Consider the following 22678-nt stretch of genomic DNA (forward strand, 5'->3'; position numbering starts at 1 on the left):
CTTTGGTCTTATCTGCTCACGCGGCAGAGGACAAAAACCTTTGGCTCACATGGAGGGGCCAAGCGGCTTTGTCAAGTCGCGGTTGGAAGAACGAATGTGATATGCGGCGTTCAGCACCCACCGTCGCATGGCGGGTAGGGGGCGTTCAAAGACGGCTGCAAATCCAAAGCAAATCACGATTGTACCCGTGAGCAGGCCGAGATTGCTCAAAGCGGGCAGGCTCGCGTCGAGCCATTGTAAGACAGGGTAGTGCACCAGATAGAGCGAGAAACTGCCACCTGCGCACCAGTTTGCCGGGCGTGCAAGACGCGTCAGATCGGCGTGACGTGCCAGACCGGCGGCCCCCAGCAGGTGCAGGGTGGTCAGGCCTCCTAAAACTGCGTTCCACAAGTATTCATCCGAGAACCTCAGGTCATGACCGCCAAACACTGGTTGCATGTTGACCTGCAAAATATTTGGCAAGTCGATGGCCAAGCTTAGAGAATAGACCGCGACTGGAGCCAGCGTGAGAAGCATCAAGGCTTGTGGGGAAAGATCGTCGATCCGGTGCAAATTTCGATACAGCCAAACGCCCATCAGCCAGGCGGGCATCAGAAGCAGCACGTTCAGGCCAAACAGCAGGCAAAAAAGAACGAGCAAGGCCGCCCGGCGTAACCCGCTCAGGTAAAAGCAGACAGCAAAGAGAGCGTAATACGCGGCCTCGTAACTGAGCGACCAAAAGGGGCCGTTGCTGCCCAATCGGGCACTGAGCCCCGACCATTCGTTGGAAAAGCTCAAACCCCGCGCCAGCATCTCCCACAGGGGTAGGGGCGCGAAATAGGGGGCAAAATAACTGCTCGGGTCAACGCTGCTGCCCATCTGGTCCAATATCCAGGTCAGCACCAATGCAGGCAGGGCGACCGAGATCAGGCGCGATAGGCGCGAGAATGCAAAGCGGCCTATCGTGTCGTCTTTGCTTTCGGCGGTCAGCGCGATGACGAAACCGGACAGCACAAAAAAGATGACAACCGCGTCCGAGCCCAGGTTCAGCTCGCGCACCCACATCCAATCGCCGCCCGAAAAGCGGGGATAGGCAAAATGGGACAGCAGAACAACCATGGCCGCACCAAAGCGCAGCAGGTTGAGATAGGTGGAAAAGCCTGGGTTCATGTGCTCACTCGGCTGGTGTGACGGATGATTTGGCGTTTGTACGCTTGCGGCGCAGCTTTTTGCGGATCTGGCCCAGGCTGTCGCGGATCGGCACGACCAGTGCCGCCGTCAGACTGTCATGGCGTTGTGCTAGACGGTTGCCATGGGCATCGCCCAAGCCAAACTTCAGCTTCTCCGCTTCTTGCGGGACATAAAGCGTGCCGAACATCCAATCCCAGATGGCCAGAACCTCGCCATAATTGGTGTTGTGATGGGCCGGGTCGATGGAATGGTGGATCTGGTGTTGCGCGGGTGAAATCAGGATGTGTTCCATCACTCGGCCATAGCTGAGCCAGATGTGCGTGTGCCGGAAATTGGCGCCCAGCATATTGAACAGCAGATACCCTGTGTTCACTCCCAGCAACAGGCCCATTGTCACCCCTCCGGGGAACAGGGCCAGCAGCGCGCCTTGGGTCAGGCCGATCATGGCGCCATGGATAACCGATTTTGTCAGGTCATAGATCGGGTGCTTGCGATAGACGGTCACCGGCGTCATCACCTCTGCCGAATGATGCAGAGAATGGAAGGGCCAGAGGATGTGAACCTCGTGATGTAAGCGGTGCACCCAATAGGTTGCGAAATCACTGACCACCAGTAAAAGCAACGCGATAACAATCGGATGTGGTTGTACCTCGGCCAGTTGCGGCAAGGGCAGATGTGCCGCCACAAAGGGGGCAACAATCGTGCTGAGCGCTATCACGTTGAACGCGCCCGCCACAGTCAAAAGCCGCGACAGGGCAAAGACCTTGAGGTCAACGATGTGCGAGGGATGCAGCCAGACGGCCTTGGGCATCAACCATTGCAGAAACGGCTGCCGCTCGCCCCGCACACGGTATAGCGCCACTGCAATCACCAGAGTCGTGATCAGATACAGCGGCCAAAGACGGCTCTTGTTGCCAAAACCGGCATCCCACAGTTCGACTCCGATCCCAGTTAGATGTTCCATATCACCACGTCCGACTGCTCTTTTGTTATGCGGTCAGACTAGATGGCGTTTTCGTCAGCAATATGGCGCGATTTCCGGTTTTCCTGTGACATGTTATGGATTAAACCGGAAAGCCATTCGACCTCTGGGGGCCGCATACATGCCGGACACAATCATCTCGCGTTGCGAAGCCAAAGGCTTGCGCATGACCGGCCAGCGGCGTGTGATCGCTAAGGTTTTGCAGGAAAGCGACGATCATCCCGACGTCGAAGAGTTGTATGCGCGCGCAAGTGCGCTTGATTCCGCGATTTCGATTGCCACGGTCTATCGCACCGTCAAGCTGTTCGAAGAGGCGGGCATTCTCGAGCGGTTGGAGTTCGGCGATGGCCGCGCGCGCTATGAGGATGCCGAACGCGATCATCATGACCACCTGATCGACATGAATTCAGGCGAAGTGATCGAATTTTGCGACCCAGAGATCGAGGCGTTGCAGGAAAAGATCGCAGCGAAGCTGGGGTATGAGCTGCGCGGTCACAAGCTGGAACTCTACGGCGTGCCGCGCAACAAGGATTAATCCTTGATCGTTCTGTCGTAGCAGTACGCCCGCGCCTGAGCCGAGCTGAGGACGTTACCCACCAGATCAACCGTGTTCGAAGCCGAGGTGACTGCGCCCTGTTGTGGCGGTGTCAGGCTGAATTGCACGGATGTTTTGCCAGGCTCGCCGACGCTGGCGCCGCGACCCCTCCAGACAAAGATGCGGTCACTGGAGGATCTTGACAGCTGCGAGATCACATAGACCCCGGCACCACACCAATAGTCGCCGGGCGCGCGGCCACTTTTGACCACCACTTCGAACACGTTTGCAGCGACGGGATAGACGTTGAAGTTGTTGGCGTACCCGGCCTGTGCCATGTGGCCCGGCACCATGAGACCTGCCAATATGGCGGCTTTGATCATGTTCATGTTCTCTCTCCCCTTTGGTGTGCATGTTACGCATCACGGAAGGGGACGGATCACTCGCGCGCGCGGTTCACCGCCTCGCGGTGAAAGATGTAGAGCGATGAGGCGATGATGATTGCGGCCCCGAGCAGAGTCATCGCATCGGGTATTTCTGCAAAGAAAAAGAACCCAAAGGCTGAGGCATAGATCAGCTTCATGTATTGTACGTTGCCGATAATGCTCGCCTCGCCAAGGCGTAAGGCCTGCACCCCGATCCATTGCGCGACCGTGGCAATAACTCCCAGGGCAATCATGAACAGCAGATCGTCCATGTCCGGTGTTTGCCACAGCCAGATTAAGGGAATGCCAGCCATTAGCCCGACAAAGAACGACTGATAGATCAGCAGCGTCGCGGTGTCCTCGGTCTGGGACAGTTTACGAATGCACACACCCGCAGTGGCCGCACCCAAGGCCCCGACGACGGGGATCAAGGCATAGGGGTCGATGAACCCGTCCAGCCCGGGGCGCATGGCCACGAGAACGCCCAGGAATCCGATTCCAATGGCTGCAATCCGATGGCGGCCAACGTTTTCGCCCAGGAAAAAGGCTGCCAAGAGCGCGAGAAAGAATACCTGAGCAAAGGTCAGCGTCACGGCGGTGGCCAGTGGCAATACAGCCACTGCCCATATGCCGGTCGTCAACGCCACAAAGGCGGCAAAGATCCGAATGGCGTGAATGCCGGGTCGGCGGGTGCGCAGGCTGTTTGGAAAATCGCGGACTACCTGCGGTGTGGCAGACAGGAACACGACAATCTGGCGGATGAACAGGATCTGCAAAACGTGATATTCTGTCACCGCCACTTTGGCCATGGCTGCAGTGGTGGAAAATAGGGCCACCGATACCATCGACCAAAGGACGCCCTGAAGGTTCCTGGACATGCGCTGCTCTCTCCCCTTGGCCTCGCCGAGCGCGAGTATCCGACACGGGCACCGCAATGAAAAGTCCGACCGCATTGCTGCTTGCACAAGTGATGCGAATTCGTCATGGCTTGCTCAGGACACGACCCTTTTCTGTGGGATCCCAGACAATGGAAAATCTGCGCGGCGCCGGATTGATGACGCTGGCCATGCTTGGCTTTGCGTTCGAGGATATGCTCATCAAGCTGATGGCCGACGCCATGGCGACCTGGCAGATCATCTTGGTACTGGGCACAGGCGGGGCCGCGGTCTTTGCCTCGATGACGTTGCTGAAACGCCAGCCGCTGTTTACGCGCGCCTATCTGAGCGCACCGATCATAGTGCGCAATCTGGGCGAATTGATCGGCACTTTGGGCTTTGTCACTGCGATCGCGCTCACTCCGATTTCACAGGCTTCGGCCATTTTGCAGGCAACTCCGCTGGCCGTAACTTTGGGGGCGGCGCTGTTTCTGGACGAACCGGTGGGCTGGCGGCGCTGGGTGGCGATCTTGGTGGGGTTTGCAGGGGTCATGTTGGTCATCCGCCCCGGTACCGAAGGGTTTGACATACGCTCGCTGTTTGCCGTGCAGGGTGTTTTGGGGCTGGCAATCCGCGATTTGGCGACCCGCAAGGTTCCTGCCGAGACGTCTTCGTTCCAATTGAGCTTTCTGGCCTTTTTGACGTTAATCCCGGCGGCTTCTATCCTGTCGATGTTTAGCGATCAGGCATGGGTCGAACCGACTCCTGTTTTGTGGGGGCTGTTCGTTGGGGTCGTTGGTCTAGGTGTAGCTGCCTATTACGCGATCGTGGCCGCGATGCGAATTGGCGAAGTGTCTTTTGTGACCCCGTTTCGCTATTCGCGGATGATCTTTGCACTTGCTGTCGGTTTTGCGGTCTTCGATGAGCGTCCTGATGCGATGATGCTTGCGGGGGCGGTGGTGATCGTGGGCTCGGGCATTTACACGATCTGGCGTGAGCGCAAACATCGCCCTGCGGCTTAAGTGCCCCTTTTATCATGGGCTTTTGACCGGTATGAGGCGCGCAACGCATCTGACATCGGGACGAAACCATGAGCACCATTATCGACATTCACGCACGCGAAATTCTGGACAGCCGGGGCAATCCGACAGTCGAGGTGGACGTGATCCTGGAAGATGGCACCATGGGTCGCGCGGCTGTACCTTCAGGCGCGTCGACCGGCGCACACGAGGCTGTCGAAAAGCGCGATGGGGACAAGAACCGGTACCTTGGCAAAGGTGTGCTCGAAGCTGTGGCTGCCGTGAACGGTGAAATCGCGGAGGCTCTGGCCGGCTTTGACGCGACCGAACAGGTAGCCATCGACGCCACGATGATCGAACTGGACGGCACCCCCAACAAAGGCCGCCTGGGCGCCAACGCGATCCTGGGCGTGTCGATGGCCGTGGCCAAGGCCGCCGCCGAATTCACCGGCCAGCCGCTGTTCCGCTATGTGGGCGGCACTTCGGCGCGTGTTCTACCGGTGCCGATGATGAACATCATCAACGGCGGTGAACACGCCGACAACCCGATCGACATCCAGGAATTCATGATCATGCCTGTGTCGGCCACGAATATCCGCGAAGCCGTTCGCATGGGCGCCGAAGTGTTCCACACCCTGAAAAAAGAGCTGTCGGCAGCTGGCTTGTCCACCGGCATCGGCGACGAGGGCGGCTTTGCCCCCAACATCGCCTCGACCCGCGACGCACTGGACTTCATCAAAACGTCTGTCGAAAAAGCGGGCTACAAGCTGGGCGAAGACATCTACCTGGCGCTGGATTGTGCGTCGTCTGAATACTACAAGGACGGCAAGTACGAGCTGAAGGGCGAAGGCAAGTCGCTGACCTCGGAAGAGAACGCGCAATACCTGGCCGATCTCTGCGCCGACTACCCGATCATCTCGATCGAAGACGGCATGGACGAGGACGACTGGGCAGGCTGGAAACTGCTGACTGACAAGATCGGCGACAAGGTACAGTTGGTGGGCGATGACCTGTTCGTGACCAATCCCGTGCGTCTGGCCGATGGCATTGCGCAGGGCGTTGCGAATTCGATGCTGGTTAAAGTGAATCAGATCGGTTCGCTGAGCGAAACGCTGAAAGCGGTCGATATGGCCCACCGCGCGCGCTACACCAACGTAATGTCGCATCGTTCGGGCGAGACCGAAGACGCCACAATCGCCGACCTGGCAGTTGCCACCAACTGCGGCCAGATCAAAACCGGCTCGCTGGCGCGCTCGGACCGGTTGGCCAAATACAACCAACTGATCCGAATCGAGGAACTGCTGGGCGAGACGGCGGAATATGCAGGCCGCTCGATCTTGAAGTGACGATTAGGAAACGGTTCTCTCCAAAAATCAGGGCGGCCTTGTTCAAGGCCGCCATTGTCTTGGTTCCGTCATACGCAGCGGCTTATCTGACCGAGAAAATGGTCTATGTGGTCCCGACTTTGGCGGCGGCAGGCATGTTCGCAGCGACGATTGACGAAAAAGATGTCAATCGCATGCTGGACGAGACGGAAACAAATGAGCATTCCGGGCATTTAGACCATGCTCAACAACATCTTGATGTTGAAAGCGCGAATGACGTGGTTGACTGAAAGCAGTTTCGACTGATCCGTTTTGGTTTGGCCGCGGAATGTAACCATGATTTCGTGCAACGACTGGCTTGAAGTCAGGCTGTGTTTCAAATGAAACCATGATGAAAGACGGGGAAGCTCCCGCACCCGAGCGATCCCGACTTTGTCGGCACCGCTAGCGGCTTTGGGCCGGGCGCCGGGCAAAGCCCGGCGCCCGGCCCAACGGGAGGAGGTGTTTCGTCAGAAACATCGACGACGGGCGGGAGTTCTTCCTTTCCGGACGTCACGCCAAGCCCGACCCAGCCGACGTTTACAGGCCATCCACCAGCATCAGGTCTGTGTCCGCCGCCTGTTCGCGTACCAGCCGGGCCGCGGAGTATTCCCGCGATTCGTAGAATTTGCGCGCGCCAGTCATGTCGTCGAATTCGATCGCGATGGTTAGGCTCAGGACCCATTGATTTCCATCTGTTGGCGTGATTCACGGTTTGGAAAACGAGCGGTGAACATGCCTGATCTAATTTGGTTATCCGATGCGCAGATGGAGCGTCTTGAGCCCTACTTTCCCAAATCCCATGGCAAGCTTCGCGTTCACTGCCCGGCAGGGCATCACGCAGTGATGTCCCGAGAGGGATGACAGACGTGTTCTAAGCGGGATTATCTATTTTAATCGCAACGGCTTACGGTAGCGTGATGCGCCCAAAGAATATGGTCCGCACAAGACGCTATATAACCGTTGGAAGCGTTGGAGCGAAAAAGGCATCTTCGCACAGATGATGATTGGTTTGGCCGCTGAGCATTGCGAACAGACGACGGTCATGATCGACGCCACCTACCTCAAAGCCCATCGAACGGCGTCCAGTCTGGGCGTCAAAACGGGGGGCGTGGTCGCCTGAGTGGCCGCACCAAGGGCGGGATGAGCACGAAACAGCACGCGATCTGCGACAGTTACGGCCGTCCGCTAAATCTGTTCGTGACCGCCGGTCAGGTCAGCGACTACATCGGCGCAAGGGCGCTGCTGAGCGGTTTGTCAGATGTCGAATGGTTGCTCGGTGATCGAGGTTATGATGCTGATTGGTTCAGAGAAGCGTTGAACGACAAAGGGATACGCGCCTGCATCCCAGGCCGAAAGCGACGAAAGACGGCCACCCGATACGACAAGCGTCGTTACAAACGACGCAACCGCCCCTCTCGTGACATTGCTGCGCAATGCACTGCCGGGCAGTGATGCGAGATCATGTTCGGTAGGCTGAAGGATTGGCAGCGCGTGGCAACACGATACGACCGCTGTCCTAAGGTCTTCCTCTCAGCAATCGCTCTCGCTGCACTCTTCATTTATTGGTTATGAGTCCTGAGCCTAGGCCCCGCAAATTGCCTTCGCGGTGTTCGGCGGTAGGGTTTCGTATCAAAACGCGACCACCGTATTGCTGGATAGCGGGGCTGGACATGGCTTTGAACTCTTCGAATTTTTCGGGATCGTGCACCCGAATATGGGCGACCAGATAGGCCTTGGGCATGATGAACACCTCTTGTCTCGGTGTCTGATCCTACCACATGTTACGGCTGAAGAGTATGCAGCGGCCCGGCACGAGGTAATTCGCCGAGCCGCTGAAAAGTGCCGCCGACAGTGGCTGCGGGGCTGTCTCTAACTGATGTTGCCTGACGGGTTCAGGGGGAATGTCGGTCAACATTCGTCCATGACGTATGGTGCACGACTATTAGAGCGGTTTGCTCATCAGCACGAAGCGCTCACGGGGACGAAAACCGGTGCGCATGTACAGCCGCTGCGCGGTTTCGTTTTCGCGGTCAACCTCTAGATGCAGCGCGGTCAGGCCAGCCGCTGCGAGCGCTTTGGGTAATTGGATCAGAACTTCAGTGGCAATTCCGCGTCCCCGTATCGCGGGGCGGATATAGATTTCATCGATGAAACCATCCATGCCACCAAACTCGACCGACCAGCCGAAAGTGACGATGACATATCCTAACGGGGCACGGGCCGGACCAATCAGGTAGATGCATCCATGTGGGATACCTTCGAGCAACGGCATCAGAGCAGCATAACGCGCCTCGTCGGTGCTCTCTAACCCTTCTTCTTCATGAAAGGCTGCGACGAGTGCCAGCACGCGTTCGATGTCTTCAGGGCGGGCGAGGTGCAGGGCTGCGCTCATGTATAGTGCTCCAGGGCCTTGGTTTCCGCCTTGTCGATCCAGGTTCCCTTGCAGGCGCCATAGGCCCGGTGATCGCCGGGATGCAAAGCTGCACATCGGGCTTTGACAGAGGTATAGGCCGCACGCAAGGGCGCGTTGTCACGAAGCGCATCGCGAAAGACCAAATGCCGGGTGATCTCGGCAGAGCCTTGCGCATAACAATGAGCTTGAAACAGGCGTTTTCCGGTGTCGGGGTCGATCAGGCGGAAATAACGACGACCCGGCAGGCCAAATTCGCCCAGCCATTCGTATCCCAGCGTTTCAATTCGTGCCTGAGCCGCATCGCAGGTTTCGATTGCTTCGAACACGGGCAGCAGGTCGATGATCGGCTTGGCAGGCAAGCCGGGCACCGAGGTCGAGCCGATATGATGGATCGTCACCAACCCCGGCAGATCAAGCGCGCGCCAGCGATCGGCCTCGGCCTGCACCTGCGCGGGCCAGTTGGGATCGGGGGCGACGATCGGGCTCACAAATGGGCCAGGCGTTCGGTCAGCAGGGCAAAGAAGCCGTCGGCGTCCAGATCGCCCATGAACATGGCATTGGGTGCCCGGTCGGTGACGCGCCACCAGTCGGCGACGGTCATGCCAAGCGTCAGTTCAGATTGAGTTTCGATCTCGACGTTGATGTGGCGGCCCGTGAAAAGGTCGGGGCGGATCAGATAGGCGGTAACGCACGGATCATGGAGGGGGGCACCCACCGAGCCGTATTTTTCCTTGTCAAAGCGTTCGAAGAAGTCAGTCATCTCGGCCACGGCGATGCCGACTTTGGTGCCAAGAGCACGGAAGGCGTCGTTGCGCGGCTTGGTCACCAGCGCCTTATGAGTGACGTCAAGCGGCATGACCACAATCGGCACGCCAGATTTGAACGTTATTTCTGCGGCTTCTGGGTCGACGTAGATGTTGAATTCAGCAGCGGGCGTGATGTTGCCCACTTGGAAGTAAGCCCCACCCATGAGAACGATTTCCTGCACTCGATCGACAATATCCGGCGCTTTCTGAAAGGCGGTGGCGATGTTGGTGAGCGGCCCCAATGGACAGAGAGTGACGGTGCCAGCGTCCTGCGCGCGGAGGGTGTGGATGATGAAATCCACCGCGTGGCCGTCGGTCAGGGGCATCGAAGGGTCTGGCAGAACAGGCCCGTCGAGGCCGGTTTTTCCGTGCACATGCTCGGCAGTCACCAGCTTGCGGCTGAGCGGAACGTCGCAGCCGGCATAGACCGGAACGTCCGTCTTGCCCGCCAGTTCACAGACGATGCGGGCGTTTTTTTGGGTGAGCGGCAGGGGCACATTGCCGGCCACAGCCGTAATTCCCAGAACTTCGATCTCTTCGGGGCTGGCAAGCGCCAGCAGGATGGCAACCGCGTCGTCCTGGCCGGGGTCGGTGTCGATGATGATTTTGCGCGCTGTCATGGCGGTGCTCCGGATGTTGGGTGGGAAAGGGGGCTCTGCCCCCCGGACTGCGTCCTCCCCCCGGGATATTTTTAGCAAGAAGAAGAGGTCAGTTGGCGCCTTTTTCACGGGTTTTGGCGAGGTTCCAGAGGGTGTCCAATTCTTCGAGTGTTGAGGTTTGCGGGGTTTTGCCCTGATTGGTCAATTCGGCCTCGACCGCTTCGAACCGGCGGGTGAATTTGGCGTTGGTGCGGCGAAGGGCGGTTTCGGGCTCAACGCCCAGATGGCGGCCCAGGTTGACCAGGACGAAGAGAAGGTCGCCAAACTCATCCTCCATCGCGTCGGCGTCCAGATTGTCGCGTGCCTCGACCAGTTCGCCGGCCTCTTCGGTGATCTTGTCCAGTACATTGCTGGCATCGGGCCAGTCAAAGCCGACGCGGGCAGCGCGTTTTTGCAGCTTCAGCGCGCGCAGGAGCGCGGGTAGGTTGGGAGCCACGCCGTCGAGCGCGCCTTTTTGTGCCTTGCCTGCACGTTCAGAGGCTTTGATTGCCTCCCAATCAGCAGTTTGCTGATCGGCGGATTTGGCGTTGGATTCCTCTCCAAAGACATGCGGATGGCGGTTGACCATCTTGTCAGACATGGTGCGCACCACGTCCTGAAAAGTGAAATGGCCCGCTTCCTGTGCCATTTGCGCGTGAAACACCGATTGGAACAGCAGATCGCCCAACTCGCCTTTCAGCTCATCCCATGCCTCGCGCTCGATTGCGTCGGCGACTTCATAGGCCTCTTCGATGGTGTAAGGGGCGATGGTGGCAAAATCCTGCTCGACGTCCCAGGGGCAACCGGTTTCGGGATCGCGCAAGCGGCGCATGATTTCCAGCAGACGCTCTATCCCTGCGTCAGAGTCGTGGATCAGAGGGTTTTCGGGCATTGCGGCAGCTTTCATTCCGGTGTCAGATGCATCAATTCCGCACCTTACCTCAGGAGTCCAGACCATATGCCCATCGTGAACCGCATTGCCGAGTTTGCCGCCGATATGGCGACCTGGCGTCAGCATTTGCACACTATCCCTGAGTTGGAGTTGGAGTGCCATCAGACGGCTGCTTTTGTCGCCGCGCGTTTGCGTGAGTTTGGGGTGGATGAGGTGCACGAGGGGATCGCCAAAAGCGGTATCGTGGCGATCATCGAAGGGCGAGGGGCAGGCCTGACCATTGGATTGCGTGCCGACATGGATGCACTGCCCATAAGCGAGGAGACGCGGTTGGACTATGCCTCGACCCATCCCGGAAAAATGCATGCTTGTGGGCACGACGGGCACACCACGATGCTGTTGGGCGCGGCAAGGTATCTGGCAGAGACGCGGAATTTTGCGGGTCGCGTGGCGTTGATCTTTCAACCGGGTGAAGAGGCCGGTGGCGGTGCCGATGTGATGGTGCAAGAGGGCATCATGGAACGGTTTGCGATCACGCAGGTCTATGCGTTGCACAATGCGCCAGGCACCGAGGAGGGAACGTTCTTTACCACGCCCGGTCCGATCATGGCTGCGGTGGACACTTTTCACGTGCATATCCAGGGCAAGGGCGGGCATGGAGCGATGCCGCATGAGGCCCGCGATCCGGTGATGGCTGCATGTGGCATTGCGCAGGCGATCCAGACGATTGTGAGCCGCAACCATTATGCGCTGGACGATCTGGTGGTGTCTGTGACGCAGATCCACACGGGGACCGTCGACAATGTGATCCCCGATACTGCCTATATCAACGGAACAGTGCGAACGTTCGATCCGGCGGTGCAGAAAATGGTGATGGAGCGGATGGAGCAGATCGTGGCCGGACAGGCCGCGAGCTATGGGGTCGAGGCCGAACTGGACTACGACGTTGGGTATCCGGCAACCATCAACGATGCGGCGAAGGCCGGGTTTGCGGCCGGAGTAGCGCGTGAAGTGGTCGGCGAGGGCAAGGTTGTGGCCGACGCCGGGCGCGAAATGGGGGCCGAGGATTTTTCATACATGCTGAATGCACGACCGGGCGCTTATTTGTTTCTGGGGCAAGGTGAAAGCGCCGGGTTGCATCACCCCAAGTACAATTTCAACGATGAAATTGCGCCGATTGGTGCGTCGTTCTTTGCGCGAATTGTGGAAAAGGCACAGCCGGTTTCGCAGTAATTGACTTGGGAGACGCCCTTTTGAGCGTCGCCCACCCACCCACCCCGACACTCAAAAGGGCGTCAGAACATGGCTTTGGAAGATGCAAAAACTCAGGTGGACGAGGCGTTCACCAATCCTGACCTCAAAGGGTTGTCTTATGAGAACACATTTGGTGGGGCGACGTCCTTCCTGCGACGACTGTACACCAAGGATCTGACCGGGGTTGATATAGCCGTCACCGGCGTGCCATTTGACCAGGCCGTAACCAACCGTCCCGGCACCCGATTGGGTCCACGCGCGATCCGCGAGGCCAGCGCGCTGCAGTCGCCTGATGCGCCTTATGGCTGGCCCTTTGATGCGCTCAGCGAGTTGGCCATCGTGGATTATGGCGACATGGCTTATGATTATGCCAACGTTCCGGCCTTTCCCGGCACGTTGATGGATCACATCCGGGGGATCCTGAAGGAAGACGTGGCATCGGTCACGTTGGGCGGGGATCATTACATCAGCTTTCCGATCCTGAAAGCCTATGCCGAGAAATATGGGCCGATGTCGCTGTTGCAGTTCGATGCCCATACCGACACCTGGGCCGATGACGACATGGACCGGGTGGATCATGGCACCATGTTCTACAAAGCTGTGAAGTCCGGGATCGTAGATCCCAAACGGTCAGTTCAGGTGGGCATCCGCACCCATAATGAAGACACCTTGGGCGTCAACATCATCGACGCGCGCGAAGTTTATGAAAGCGGTCCGGCGGCGGTGGCGCAAAAGATCAAGGGCATTCTGGGCGACAATCCTGTCTACCTTAGTTTTGACATCGACGGGCTGGACCCGGCCTTTGCGCCGGGCACCGGCACGCCGGTTTGGGGCGGGATCACCTCCATTCAGGCGGCGATCATCCTGCGCGACATTGCCGGGATCAACATCAAGGGCGGTGATGTGGTCGAGGTCTCGCCGCCTTATGACACTTCCGGGGCTACGGCGATCGCCGGTGCTCATGTGGCGACGCAGATCATATGCCTGTTGGGGTGGAACAAGCTGACATGAAAGCACTTCTCACCCTGACAGAGGTTGGGATGTTGGCCTATTGGGTGCTGGCGTTGATTATGTTGGCAGGCTGGCAAGTGGTCCCGCCGGACGCCATGTATTCGGATTTCGACAACCCGCTGATCGTGGCGTGGAATTGGTCTTTTTTTCCGATTGATGTGGCCTTTGCTTTCCTGGGGTTGCTCAGCCGCTTTGTCGTTCGAGACACAGCAATGAAAGACCGGCTTGGGTTGATCGGATTGACGTTGATGTTCTGTGCGGGGCTGATGGCTTTGACCTTCTGGCTTATCCAGGGGTGGTTCGATCCTTTTTGGTGGGGGATGAACTTGTGGCTTGTGGTTTTGCCGATCCTGGCGTTCCGCCGGATTTTAACGATGCGCACAATCCGCTAGTATGTCACGCATAGGTTGCGCTAGTCAGAGGCAAAGAACAGGTGAGACGATGACCAACTTCAATCAACCTATCAGCGGTAACGATCTGGCGCGGTTTTCCGGGCCGAATACTTTCATGCGGTTGCCGGCGGCCGATAGCCTTGCGGGGTTGGATGTGGCGGTTCTGGGAATTCCACAGGACATTGGCACTTCGTGGCGCTCAGGTACCCGGTTCGGCCCCAAGCAGATACGCGCCGAGAGCGCGATGATCCGGCCCTACAACATGGCGACCGGAGCAGCCCCTTTTGATAGTCTGCAAATTGCGGATATCGGTGACCTGGCGATTAATACCTTTTCGCTGACCGAAAGCCTCAAGATCATCAAAGAGAGCTATGACGCCATCCTGACAAACGACCTAATTCCCATTGCTATGGGGGGCGATCATTCGATCACTTTGCCGATCCTGCGCGCGATTGCAGCCAAACACGGGCCGGTGGCGTTGGTTCATGTGGACGCCCATGCGGATGTGAATGACGAGATGTTTGGCGAGCGTGAAACTCACGGCACCGTGTTCCGGCGCGCTTACGAAGAGGGGCTGATCCAAGCCGACAAGACTTATCAGATCGGTATTCGTGGCTCTGGTTATGCGGCGTCGGACTTTACTGAGGCGCAGGGGTGGGGGTTTCAACATTTCCCGGCGCATGAGCTGTGGCATCGCTCTCTGGCACCACTGGGGGCTGAAATTCGCCGCGATATTGGAAACCGGCCGGTTTACGTGACCTATGACATCGACAGTCTGGATCCGGCCTATGCCCCTGGCACTGGCACGCCTGAAATTGGCGGTCTGACCACGCCACAGGCGCTTGAGCTGATCCACGCACTTAAGGGGTTGAACATCGTGGGCTGTGATCTGGTTGAGGTGTCGCCGCCCTATGACACCTCGGGCAATACTGCGCTGACAGCAGCCAATCTGCTCTATGAGCTGCTTTGTGTTCTGCCGGGGGTGACGTCACGATAGTCGTGTTCCGGGGCCATTTGTGCCGTATATCCAAGCCATCTTTTGATCTGGACCAAGGATGAGACGCACGATGACTTTTGTTTGGGTACTGTTGACACTTGTGATCCTTGGCGTGGCGTTTATCCGTTTGGCACCCAGTGACCCGACGCGCTGGCACGTTACGCCCAAGGGTGATGTGGACAAGGATCTGAAGGGCGGCGTCGTGCGTGTGGTGCAGGGCGGCCCTCAGGGACTGACGTGGTTTGATGCAGTGGCGCAGGCCGATTCGGCGACGAAAGTGCTGGCCGGTTCGGTGGGCGAGGGAATGGTGACCTATATCTCGCGGACCAAGGTCATGGGTTTTCCTGATTATACTACCGCGCAGCAGGATGGTGACACCTTGCGGATCTATGGCCGTCTGCGCTTTGGCCGGTCAGATTTTGGGGTAAACCGAAACCGTGTTGACGGTTGGCTGGCGCAGATCAAGCCCTGAAGACAGGCACCCCTCTTGCACTTCACGCCACATGGGCACGTTCAACGACATCTGGCATTGCGCCATGAACATGCGGCCGTCGACCTGCAGGCAGATGGTTTCACCTAGCTCGATCCGAGAGCCGGACGTGTCGGTGCAATAGCAATCCTGCACTTTGCCACCGGGGCCGACGACATCGGCGGCAACAGGCGTGGATAGGGCGATGAGCAAGAGTAAAATCCGGGTCATGGGCCAATTCTAGCATAGGCTTGCCCCTTGACCAACGCGCCTTGATATCGGACACCGGCCAAATGGTTCCTGAAGAACGCCTAGAACAAATCACGCAACGGTTTCAATTTCTTGAGGCCGCGATGGCCGATGGTGCGGCGGCTGGGGACATCGCCGCGCTCGCCAAAGAGTATTCTGACCTCAAACCCGTGGTAGAACAGATCGCTTCCTGGCGTCAGCTGAAGGCCGATCTGGCCGAGGCCGAGGTGATGCTGGATGACCCCGACATGCGTGAGCTGGCGGAAGAGGAAATTCCGGCACTGAAAGAACAAATGCCCGCGGCTGAACATGCGTTGCAATTGACTTTGTTGCCAAAGGATGCGGCGGATGCTCGCCCTGCGATGCTGGAAATCCGGCCCGGGACGGGCGGGGATGAGGCCGCCTTGTTCGCCGGAGATCTGTTGCGGATGTATCAGCGCCACTCTGAGGCGCGCGGTTGGAAGTTCGAGATCATCGAAGAACAGGCCACCGAATTGGGCGGCATCAAAGAGGTCGTGGCCCACATCAAAGGCGAGGGGGTCTTTGCCCGGATGAAATACGAATCCGGTGTGCACCGGGTGCAGCGGGTGCCCACTACCGAAAGCGGCGGGCGCATTCACACATCGGCGGCCACGGTGGCCGTGCTGCCCGAGGCCGAGGATGTGGACATTCACATCGACACCAACGACATCCGCATCGACACCATGCGCAGTTCAGGCGCCGGGGGACAGCACGTCAACACCACCGATTCGGCCGTGCGGATCACACACATCCCGTCCGGCATCGTGGTGACCAGCTCCGAAAAATCACAACACCGCAACCGCGAGATCGCCATGCAGGTGCTAAAGACGCGTTTGTATGATCAGGAACGTCAGCGAATTGACAGCGAACGTTCTGTTGACCGGGCCAACCAGGTCGGCTCGGGCGACCGGTCAGAGCGCATCCGCACCTACAATTTTCCCCAGGGCCGCATGACGGATCACCGGATCAACCTGACGCTCTATAAGCTGGATCAGGTCATGCAGGGCGACCTGGATGAGGTGATCGACGCGCTGACCGCCGACGATCAGGCCCGCATGCTGGCTGAGATGGGACAGTGACCGAGGCCCCAACAGCTGCTCAAGCCTTGGTGGCCGCAACGGCCCGATTGCGGGCTGCCGGGGTGCCGAATCCTGCACGCGATGCGCGTATTCTGTTGGCCCATGCCGCCCGGATCGAGGCCAGCCGCGTAACGCTGATTGCTCCAGAAGAATTGGCCCCGGACATCGGCGAACGCTATGAACAGCTAGTTGCATTGCGTGCCATTCGCGTGCCGGTATCGCATCTGTTAGGTGAGCGGGAATTCTATGGCCGCCGCTTCAAGGTCAGCGGCGATGTGCTTGATCCCAGGCCGGAAACCGAAACCTTGATCGAGGCGGCGTTGGCGTCTCCCATTGATCAGGTTCTTGATCTTGGGGTCGGGTCAGGTTGCATTCTAGTCACCCTGTTGGCCGAGATGCCGCATGCCCGTGGGGTGGGTACGGATCTGAGTGAGGCGGCATGTTTGCAAGCCAGCGCCAACGCAGTTCTGCACCGCGTTGAGGCGCGTGCGCAGATAATCTGTTCTGATTGGTTCGAGGATGTCAGCGGTAGCTATGATCTGATTGTGTCGAATCCGCCCTACATCGCGATGGACGAAATGCCGGGGCTGGACGTCGAAGTGCGCGAGCATGAGCCGGAAATGGCGTTGACCGATTACGGCGACGGTCTGGACGCTTATCGAAAAATTTCGAGAAAAATGTGCGATCATCTGACGACGGGTGGTCGTGTCCTGGTGGAAATCGGCCCAACGCAGGGGCAAGTGGTTGCGGATATGTTCCGCATTGCAGGTCTAAGCGATGTCGTGGTGATGCAGGATCTGGATGGGCGTGATCGGGTCGTTGGTGGGAGATTGGTTGGATGAGAACGGAAGATGCGGCTGAAATGTGCCAATCGCCGGGAAAAAGCATTAAAAAATGTCTGCGCCCCCTTGTCTGATCGGGCAGGACATGTTTACTCAGGGGTGTCCTGGCGGTTGATGCTTTGCAGCTCACGCTAGACATCAAGCCCAAAAAAGTCGATCACCCGGCAGCAGATGAACGCAAGAGGCGTCAAACGGGACAATCGACAGGTAATGATAAGGCTGACGTAAAGTAAGATGAGATCTTCCAAATCCCGCTCGCGGTCCAAAAACAACCGCAACCGGCCCTCTGGTGGTGGCAATGTCGTCAATCGCGTATTTGACAGCTCGGGCCCCGAAGGCAAGGTGCGCGGCACGCCGCAGCAGATTATCGACAAGTACAACCAGTTGGCGCGAGATGCGCAACTGAGCAATGATCGGGTCGCGACCGAAAACTTCCAGCAGCATGCGGAACATTATCTGCGCATGTTGAGCGAGGCACAGCGCGAACAGGATGCGCGCCGTGAAGAGCAGGAACGCCAGAACCGCGAACGCCAGGCCGAACGTGACCGCGAACGCGCTGAACGCCAGGAGCGTGACGTCGTAGCTGCTGAGGCTCCCAAAGACCCTGCAAACGCTCCACAGCCAGATGTTCTGGATCTGGACGATGCTGGCAAGGAAGAAGACAACGGTTTGGTGGAAACGCCTGAAAGCAAATCCCAAGGGGACGTTGCTGAGGCCAAGCTCAAAAAACCGCGTCGCCCGCGCGCCCCGCGCAAGCCAAAGGCAGAAACCGCGCCCGAAGCTCCTACTGATCCGGCACCATCGGGGGATGCACCAGAGGCAGCCGAGTAAAGCAGTCGGGTGCCAATTGACAGCAAATAACCTGACGCTCTGAAGCCGGTGGCTTCAGAGCGTCAGTCGTTTCTAGGCCCCGCCCAAAGCCGCTAGTGGTGCCGACGAAGTCGGGACCGCTCGGGTGCGGGAGCTCCCCCCGGCGCCTAACTTTGTTCCAGCATCTTTGTACGAATTCATCCATCCTCTGCGACCACACGTCAAAAGGATGCGTCCGCGCGCGCCATTGCAAGTGAGCGCAGGCAAAGCCGTGCCCGGCAAGTGATGGTGGCCGGATAAGTAATGGGCTTCAACTTTTGCAGTACCGATGACAGCACTTGATGCAGTGGCGTGGAACTCTCCTCTTCTCGCGTTGTGCAGGGTACGTCAGATGGGGCCAACTCGATCAAAGCGTTGCACAGGAAACACCACACTTTGCGTGCCGGTTAGCTCCGGTGGTATTCTGTATGCGAAAAAGAACGCCAGCAGCCGGTCACGGGCTGGGCCTTTTTGTAGATCATGCATCTCTGTCAGCGCCCAGCCTATATGGGTTTGTCATCGTGATCCTGTGCCCGCAGATGGACCAGGTGCTTCTCCTTGAAAGCCTTGTAGAACACTCCACGCGGCGGCGACATCGCGTCTAGAAGATCGGGCATATTGGTACCGGCAAATCCTCGTTTCTAGAAGCTGATCATCGCCCCGACGACCTTAACTTTTCGGCAGTTGCTAGCGGCGGAAAAACCCCGAAGCGGGGGAGAATGGTCGGTGAAATTTACAGATACATCCTGTAAGTCACAGTGAGCAAACACTTAATTGACCTCGAAGTGGGTCAGTAGGGTGATATATCCTGCAGGGAACACTTTTTGACATCCGCCGACCAAGTTACTCAAACCTTGTTGTCAGCAACGAACCAACCGTCGATGAAGTCGACCTTGGCGGCATAGCCATAGGCAACGGCTCGGGCGCACAAAGCATTGTTTTCCGGGGTGTAGCTAGGAATATGCTGCGGTTTTCAGTGTTGGCAACAAACCGAGTACGCCCCTGTTGTTCAGCGCGATATGTCTGTTCGTCTTTGGCGGGCTTGCTTTGGGGGCAATGTGCGACCGGGGTAATAACCGTCCATGGCCAGGCCCCGGTTGGTGGAATTGGCCAGGTGTTCCGCATATTGTCTGGCATGCGCCGCGGATGAACCAAAACCGATGGCCAATGCGCGGATTTCGCCGGGTATCAAGTGCTTCCTTGAGGGCAACCGCACTCAATTTGCGTGGTCATGTGCTGGCATCAATTTGATTAATATCAATAAACCCCAATGGGTAGAGGTGCGTTCCTGTTGCAGTTGACGCCTACGCTTGTTCGATTTCGCGAGCCAATGCGCAAAATGCTTCGAGCGACACCTCCTCGGCCCGTTGTGTCGGTTTGATGCCAGCGGCGATCAAGTGATCTTCGATGCCGGGCGTTACACCCTTGAGTGCGGCACGCAGCATCTTGCGACGTTGATTAAAGGCAGCAGCAACAACGCGGCTCAGAATGGCAGCGTCAGCCGGAAAACGGGGTTCAGGCAGGGCAGTCAGGTGCACAACTGCGCTCGACACTTTCGGCGGCGGGGTAAAGGCGCCCGGCGGCAAAGACAGCACGATGCGGGCATCAGAGCGCCATTGCGAGAGGATCGCCAACCGACCGTATGCCTTTGACCCCGGTTGGGCCACGATCCTTTCTGCGACCTCGCGCTGGAACATCAAGGTCAGGCTTTGCCAGAATGGGGGCCACTCTGGCGGAGTTAGCCAACGTACCAGCAACTCGGTTCCGACGTTGTAGGGCAGGTTGGCTGCGATCCGGATGGGGGGCGTCAGATGTGTGAGCGGATTGATTTCCAGCGCGTCGCCGTTGATCACCTCAAGCCGACCCGGATAGGCCTCGGCAATCTCTTGCAAAGCTGGCATGCAGCGGGTGTCCTTTTCCAGTGCCAGAACCTTGCGCGCGCCCTCGGACAGCAGCCCTCGGGTCAGCCCACCGGGGCCGGGGCCGATTTCCAATACGTCGCAGTCGGACAGATCACCCGCTTGGCGCGCGATTTTGGCGGTCAGGTTCAAGTCCAGTAAGAAGTTCTGCCCCAGAGATTTGCGGGCGGACAGCTGGTGGTTGGCGATGACCTCGCGCAGCGGGGGGAGATTGTCGATGGCACTCATGACGATGATGTAGTGCCTGATCTGGGGGAAAGGCCAGAGGTTTCATGACTCTCGGTACTGAAAAACAGATTTCTAGCTACTCTCGGCCATGCGTTGGGCCATTCGCAGTGCCTCGATCAGCGACGTAGGATTGGCGACACCCCGGCCTGCGATGTCAAAGGCCGTGCCGTGATCAGGTGAAGTGCGAACAAAAGGCAAGCCCAAGGTCACATTCACGCCCCGGTCGAAATCGAGTGTCTTAATCGGGATCAGGGCCTGGTCGTGGTACATGCAAACGGCCGCGTCGTAACGGGCACGGGCGGCGGCATGAAACAACGTATCGGCGGGGTGAGGACCGGTTAGAGTCAGGGTTTCATCCCGAGCCAGAGTTTCGACCAGCGCTGCGATCCAATCGCCTTCTTCATGCCCCATGGCGCCGCCTTCGCCCGCATGCGGGTTCATCCCGGCAACGGCAATGCGGGGATGCGCGATGCCGAATTGGCGTCGCAGGCCGCTTGCCGTGATAGCAATGGTTTCGCGCAGAAGCTCGGGCGTCAGAGCTTTGGGCACGTCGCTCAAAGCGATATGGATGGTGGCGGGGACGACCCGCAGTTGTTCGCTGGCCAACATCATGACGACACGATTCACGCCAGCCAGGGCGGCCAGAAACTCGGTATGTCCGGGATAGGCGAACCCGGCGCCGTCAATCAGCGCTTTCTTATGGATCGGTGCGGTGCACAACGCCGAAGCTTTGCCAGATGTCACAAGCTGCACCCCGGTTTCGATGGCGGCAATGACGCCTGCCGCATTTTCTGCAATGGGCGCGCCTGCTGTGGCAGGGGCGGCAAAGGGAACGGGCAGAACGGGCAGGGCTTTGGCGGTGACCTGCAAGGCCTCTGCAGGTTCGGAGACGATTTGATATGCTGTGCCAGACGGTAAGTGGCGCGGGTCCCCTAGCCAGACAAAGGGACAATCCTGACGCAGCTGATCCCAAGCCGCAACGGCGATCTCGGGGCCGATACCAGAGGGATCGCCGCAGCTGAGCGCGATGGGGCTGATCATTCTGCGATGATCGCGTCTGCCTTAAGCTGTGCCAACAGGCTTTCGGCAAAGGATTGCAGTCGCTGTTGCGTAAGCGCATTGGCCACGTCTTCGCGGCTGGCATCCTGGGCCAGATCGGCCGTGCGGTGGCACAGCATCAGGAACACCAATGTCTGGCCGTTGTTGCGGGTCAGCGCGGTCGAAGTTTCGCCTGGGTCCAGCTTGGCCAGTTCCAATGCGATGTCCTGGGGTATTTCCGACGGTTTGGCTGTGACCCGGTCCAACACGGTTTCAGGCTGCCCCTTTGCCACACCATAAAGGTCATCGCAATTGTCGACGTAACGCGCGATCTGACCCGCAGTGGTCAGCGTTTCGGCCGAACGACCACCCGACAGGAAATAGGTGGCGTATTCGATGCTGCTGTAGCGCGGTGTGCCAGTCGCAATCTCTTGGATGCCGCGCATCTGGAAGAGCGCAACCGCATTGGGCAAAGCGATGGGGTCGGTAATCTCGCCGGGGTTCAAGGCCAGGATAAGAGGTTGCAGGGCTGGCGGCAGGCTGCTGACGGACAGCCAGTTCATCCGCCCGCCGTTGTTGCGGGTGTCAGACGCGGAAAACTGCGCCGCCGCTTGCGAAAAGTCGTCATAGGATTTGAGCGAGGCAATCTGTTGCGCAACCTCATCCACCTGATCCACAGTTTGCGGGGTCACGGGAATGATCACCTCGGACAAGAGCACCCGGATGCCGCCGCCACCGCCACGACCCAGGGCGCGATCAATCTCGGCTTCTGTGGGGCGGGCCCGCGACAAGAACCGGGCCGAAACGTAGTCACGCCAGGCCAACTGCACCGTGATAAAATCTCGGACGGTTTCTTCGGAAACGCCTGCTTGGCCCAGGGCTTGAAGAAACTCGTCAGGTGACAAGTTACCCTGCGAGGCAAACTGATCAATGCCCTGCTGCACATCTTCTGGCGGAACTTCGAACCCCACCTCATTCATGACCTGCTGGCGCAGCCGATCTTCGATCAGACCTTTGCGGGCCACTTCGGTAGGGTTACCCGGAAAACGCAGAACCTCAAGAAACAACTCGCGCTGTTGCAACTCAAAGCCGGTGATGACCTCTTGGTTGACCCGGATCGCCGGGGCAAACAGGTTTTGTGACGATGCCTGAACCGGAGCCAGGCCCAGCACGCCGACCGTGGCCATTAGGCAAACCGGTTTGGACCA

Annotated in this window: 26 protein-coding genes and 1 pseudogene; 13 read left to right on the forward strand and 14 right to left on the reverse strand. The window is 58.4% G+C overall.

Annotated elements, in window-relative coordinates; genetic code table 11:
- Positions 1-45: 45 nt before the first annotated feature.
- Complete coding sequence (locus tag G6R15_RS04910; protein ID WP_164658646.1) at positions 46-1149, reverse strand: acyltransferase; 1104 nt, start codon at positions 1147-1149, stop codon at positions 46-48.
- 4 nt (positions 1150-1153) lie between these two features.
- Entirely contained in the window at positions 1154-2134 is a 981-nt protein-coding gene (locus tag G6R15_RS04915; RefSeq protein WP_164658647.1) for a sterol desaturase family protein, read from the reverse strand.
- A 139-nt stretch (positions 2135-2273) separates the two neighbouring features.
- On the opposite strand from G6R15_RS04915, the gene G6R15_RS04920 reads away from it, so the two are divergent.
- Complete coding sequence (locus G6R15_RS04920) at positions 2274-2687, forward strand: Fur family transcriptional regulator (RefSeq protein WP_085795788.1); 414 nt, start codon at positions 2274-2276, stop codon at positions 2685-2687.
- Here the strand turns inward: G6R15_RS04920 and G6R15_RS04925 are convergent.
- Together G6R15_RS04925 and G6R15_RS04930 are read right to left on the reverse strand one after the other, a co-directional pair.
- A complete protein-coding gene (locus G6R15_RS04925) occupies positions 2684-3076 on the reverse strand; it encodes a hypothetical protein (protein WP_164658648.1) in 393 nt (130 codons plus the stop codon). The two genes, G6R15_RS04920 and G6R15_RS04925, sit on opposite strands and share 4 nt — an antisense overlap.
- Before the next feature lie 50 nt (positions 3077-3126).
- Positions 3127-3990 (reverse strand): DMT family transporter, encoded by an 864-nt coding sequence (locus tag G6R15_RS04930; protein ID WP_164658649.1) that lies wholly within the window; start codon positions 3988-3990, stop codon positions 3127-3129.
- 149 nt (positions 3991-4139) lie between these two features.
- On the opposite strand from G6R15_RS04930, the gene G6R15_RS04935 reads away from it, so the two are divergent.
- The 3 genes from G6R15_RS04935 to G6R15_RS04945 all read left to right on the forward strand — a co-directional run bounded on the left by G6R15_RS04935 (position 4140) and on the right by G6R15_RS04945 (position 6621).
- Positions 4140-5009 carry a DMT family transporter gene (locus G6R15_RS04935; RefSeq protein WP_164658650.1) on the forward strand — a complete coding sequence of 290 codons (870 nt, stop codon included), beginning with the start codon at positions 4140-4142 and terminating at the stop codon, positions 5007-5009.
- Positions 5010-5077: 68 nt separating this feature from the next.
- A complete protein-coding gene (gene eno / locus G6R15_RS04940; RefSeq protein WP_164658651.1) occupies positions 5078-6352 on the forward strand; it encodes a phosphopyruvate hydratase in 1275 nt (424 codons plus the stop codon).
- Between the two features lie 38 nt (positions 6353-6390).
- Positions 6391-6621, forward strand: a complete 231-nt coding sequence (locus G6R15_RS04945; protein WP_164658652.1) for a hypothetical protein — start codon at positions 6391-6393, stop codon at positions 6619-6621.
- A 289-nt stretch (positions 6622-6910) separates the two neighbouring features.
- On the opposite strand, the gene G6R15_RS23090 is transcribed toward G6R15_RS04945, so the two are convergent.
- Positions 6911-7078, reverse strand: a complete 168-nt coding sequence (locus G6R15_RS23090) for a DUF1330 domain-containing protein (protein ID WP_373456006.1) — start codon at positions 7076-7078, stop codon at positions 6911-6913.
- A 27-nt stretch (positions 7079-7105) separates the two neighbouring features.
- Here G6R15_RS23090 and G6R15_RS04955 point away from each other — a divergent pair.
- Positions 7106-7945 (forward strand): annotated as a pseudogene (locus tag G6R15_RS04955) (IS5 family transposase).
- Here the strand turns inward: G6R15_RS04955 and G6R15_RS04960 are convergent.
- From G6R15_RS04960 to mazG, 5 genes are all read right to left on the reverse strand, one after another.
- Positions 7929-8114: a DUF1330 domain-containing protein gene (locus G6R15_RS04960; RefSeq protein WP_164658654.1), complete on the reverse strand. Its 186-nt coding sequence runs from the start codon at positions 8112-8114 to the stop codon at positions 7929-7931. The pseudogene G6R15_RS04955 and the gene G6R15_RS04960 sit on opposite strands and share 17 nt — an antisense overlap.
- Positions 8115-8315: 201 nt before the next feature.
- A complete protein-coding gene (locus G6R15_RS04965; protein WP_164658655.1) occupies positions 8316-8765 on the reverse strand; it encodes an N-acetyltransferase in 450 nt (149 codons plus the stop codon).
- Positions 8762-9274 carry a GrpB family protein gene (locus G6R15_RS04970; protein WP_164658656.1) on the reverse strand — a complete coding sequence of 171 codons (513 nt, stop codon included), beginning with the start codon at positions 9272-9274 and terminating at the stop codon, positions 8762-8764. The genes G6R15_RS04965 and G6R15_RS04970 overlap by 4 nt, the downstream gene beginning before the upstream one ends.
- Positions 9271-10212: a nucleoside hydrolase gene (locus tag G6R15_RS04975; protein WP_164658657.1), complete on the reverse strand. Its 942-nt coding sequence runs from the start codon at positions 10210-10212 to the stop codon at positions 9271-9273. The genes G6R15_RS04970 and G6R15_RS04975 overlap by 4 nt, the downstream gene beginning before the upstream one ends.
- 88 nt (positions 10213-10300) lie before the next feature.
- Positions 10301-11122 (reverse strand): nucleoside triphosphate pyrophosphohydrolase, encoded by an 822-nt coding sequence (gene mazG, locus G6R15_RS04980; RefSeq protein WP_164658658.1) that lies wholly within the window; start codon positions 11120-11122, stop codon positions 10301-10303.
- 66 nt (positions 11123-11188) lie between these two features.
- Here mazG and G6R15_RS04985 point away from each other — a divergent pair, with 66 nt between their 5' ends.
- From G6R15_RS04985 to G6R15_RS05005, 5 genes are all read left to right on the forward strand, one after another.
- Positions 11189-12355 (forward strand): M20 aminoacylase family protein, encoded by a 1167-nt coding sequence (locus G6R15_RS04985; RefSeq protein WP_164658659.1) that lies wholly within the window; start codon positions 11189-11191, stop codon positions 12353-12355.
- A gap of 69 nt (positions 12356-12424) precedes the next feature.
- Positions 12425-13387 (forward strand): agmatinase, encoded by a 963-nt coding sequence (gene speB / locus G6R15_RS04990; RefSeq protein ID WP_164658660.1) that lies wholly within the window; start codon positions 12425-12427, stop codon positions 13385-13387.
- Positions 13384-13779, forward strand: coding sequence for a DUF5360 family protein (locus G6R15_RS04995; protein WP_164658661.1), 396 nt, complete (start codon positions 13384-13386; stop codon positions 13777-13779). Before speB (G6R15_RS04990) ends, G6R15_RS04995 begins: the two co-directional genes overlap by 4 nt.
- Positions 13780-13828: 49 nt before the next feature.
- Positions 13829-14776, forward strand: coding sequence for an agmatinase (gene speB / locus G6R15_RS05000; RefSeq protein ID WP_164658662.1), 948 nt, complete (start codon positions 13829-13831; stop codon positions 14774-14776).
- A gap of 70 nt (positions 14777-14846) precedes the next feature.
- Positions 14847-15248, forward strand: a complete 402-nt coding sequence (locus G6R15_RS05005) for a DUF1499 domain-containing protein (protein ID WP_240336661.1) — start codon at positions 14847-14849, stop codon at positions 15246-15248.
- Here G6R15_RS05005 and G6R15_RS05010 read toward each other — a convergent pair.
- On the reverse strand, positions 15189-15476 hold the full coding sequence (locus tag G6R15_RS05010) for a hypothetical protein (RefSeq protein ID WP_164658664.1): 288 nt from the start codon (positions 15474-15476) through the stop codon (positions 15189-15191). The two genes, G6R15_RS05005 and G6R15_RS05010, sit on opposite strands and share 60 nt — an antisense overlap.
- A gap of 62 nt (positions 15477-15538) precedes the next feature.
- Here G6R15_RS05010 and prfA point away from each other — a divergent pair, with 62 nt between their 5' ends.
- The 3 genes from prfA (at position 15539) to G6R15_RS05025 (ending at position 18267) form a co-directional block, all read left to right on the forward strand.
- Complete coding sequence (gene prfA / locus G6R15_RS05015) at positions 15539-16594, forward strand: peptide chain release factor 1 (RefSeq protein WP_164658665.1); 1056 nt, start codon at positions 15539-15541, stop codon at positions 16592-16594.
- Positions 16591-17436 (forward strand): peptide chain release factor N(5)-glutamine methyltransferase, encoded by an 846-nt coding sequence (prmC, locus tag G6R15_RS05020; protein ID WP_164658666.1) that lies wholly within the window; start codon positions 16591-16593, stop codon positions 17434-17436. Before prfA ends, prmC begins: the two co-directional genes overlap by 4 nt.
- A 234-nt stretch (positions 17437-17670) precedes the next feature.
- Complete coding sequence (locus tag G6R15_RS05025) at positions 17671-18267, forward strand: DUF4167 domain-containing protein (RefSeq protein WP_164658667.1); 597 nt, start codon at positions 17671-17673, stop codon at positions 18265-18267.
- Between the two features lie 1322 nt (positions 18268-19589).
- Here G6R15_RS05025 and rsmA read toward each other — a convergent pair.
- From rsmA to G6R15_RS05040, 3 genes are all read right to left on the reverse strand, one after another.
- Positions 19590-20432, reverse strand: a complete 843-nt coding sequence (gene rsmA, locus G6R15_RS05030; protein ID WP_164658668.1) for a 16S rRNA (adenine(1518)-N(6)/adenine(1519)-N(6))-dimethyltransferase RsmA — start codon at positions 20430-20432, stop codon at positions 19590-19592.
- Positions 20433-20504: 72 nt separating this feature from the next.
- Positions 20505-21473: a 4-hydroxythreonine-4-phosphate dehydrogenase PdxA gene (pdxA, locus tag G6R15_RS05035; protein ID WP_164658669.1), complete on the reverse strand. Its 969-nt coding sequence runs from the start codon at positions 21471-21473 to the stop codon at positions 20505-20507.
- Positions 21470-22657: a peptidylprolyl isomerase gene (locus G6R15_RS05040; RefSeq protein ID WP_240336662.1), complete on the reverse strand. Its 1188-nt coding sequence runs from the start codon at positions 22655-22657 to the stop codon at positions 21470-21472. The genes pdxA and G6R15_RS05040 overlap by 4 nt, the downstream gene beginning before the upstream one ends.
- Between the last annotated feature and the right edge of the window lie 21 nt (positions 22658-22678).

It is taken from the genome of Tropicibacter sp. Alg240-R139 (assembly GCF_900537075.1).
Taxonomy (GTDB): domain Bacteria; phylum Pseudomonadota; class Alphaproteobacteria; order Rhodobacterales; family Rhodobacteraceae; genus Falsiruegeria.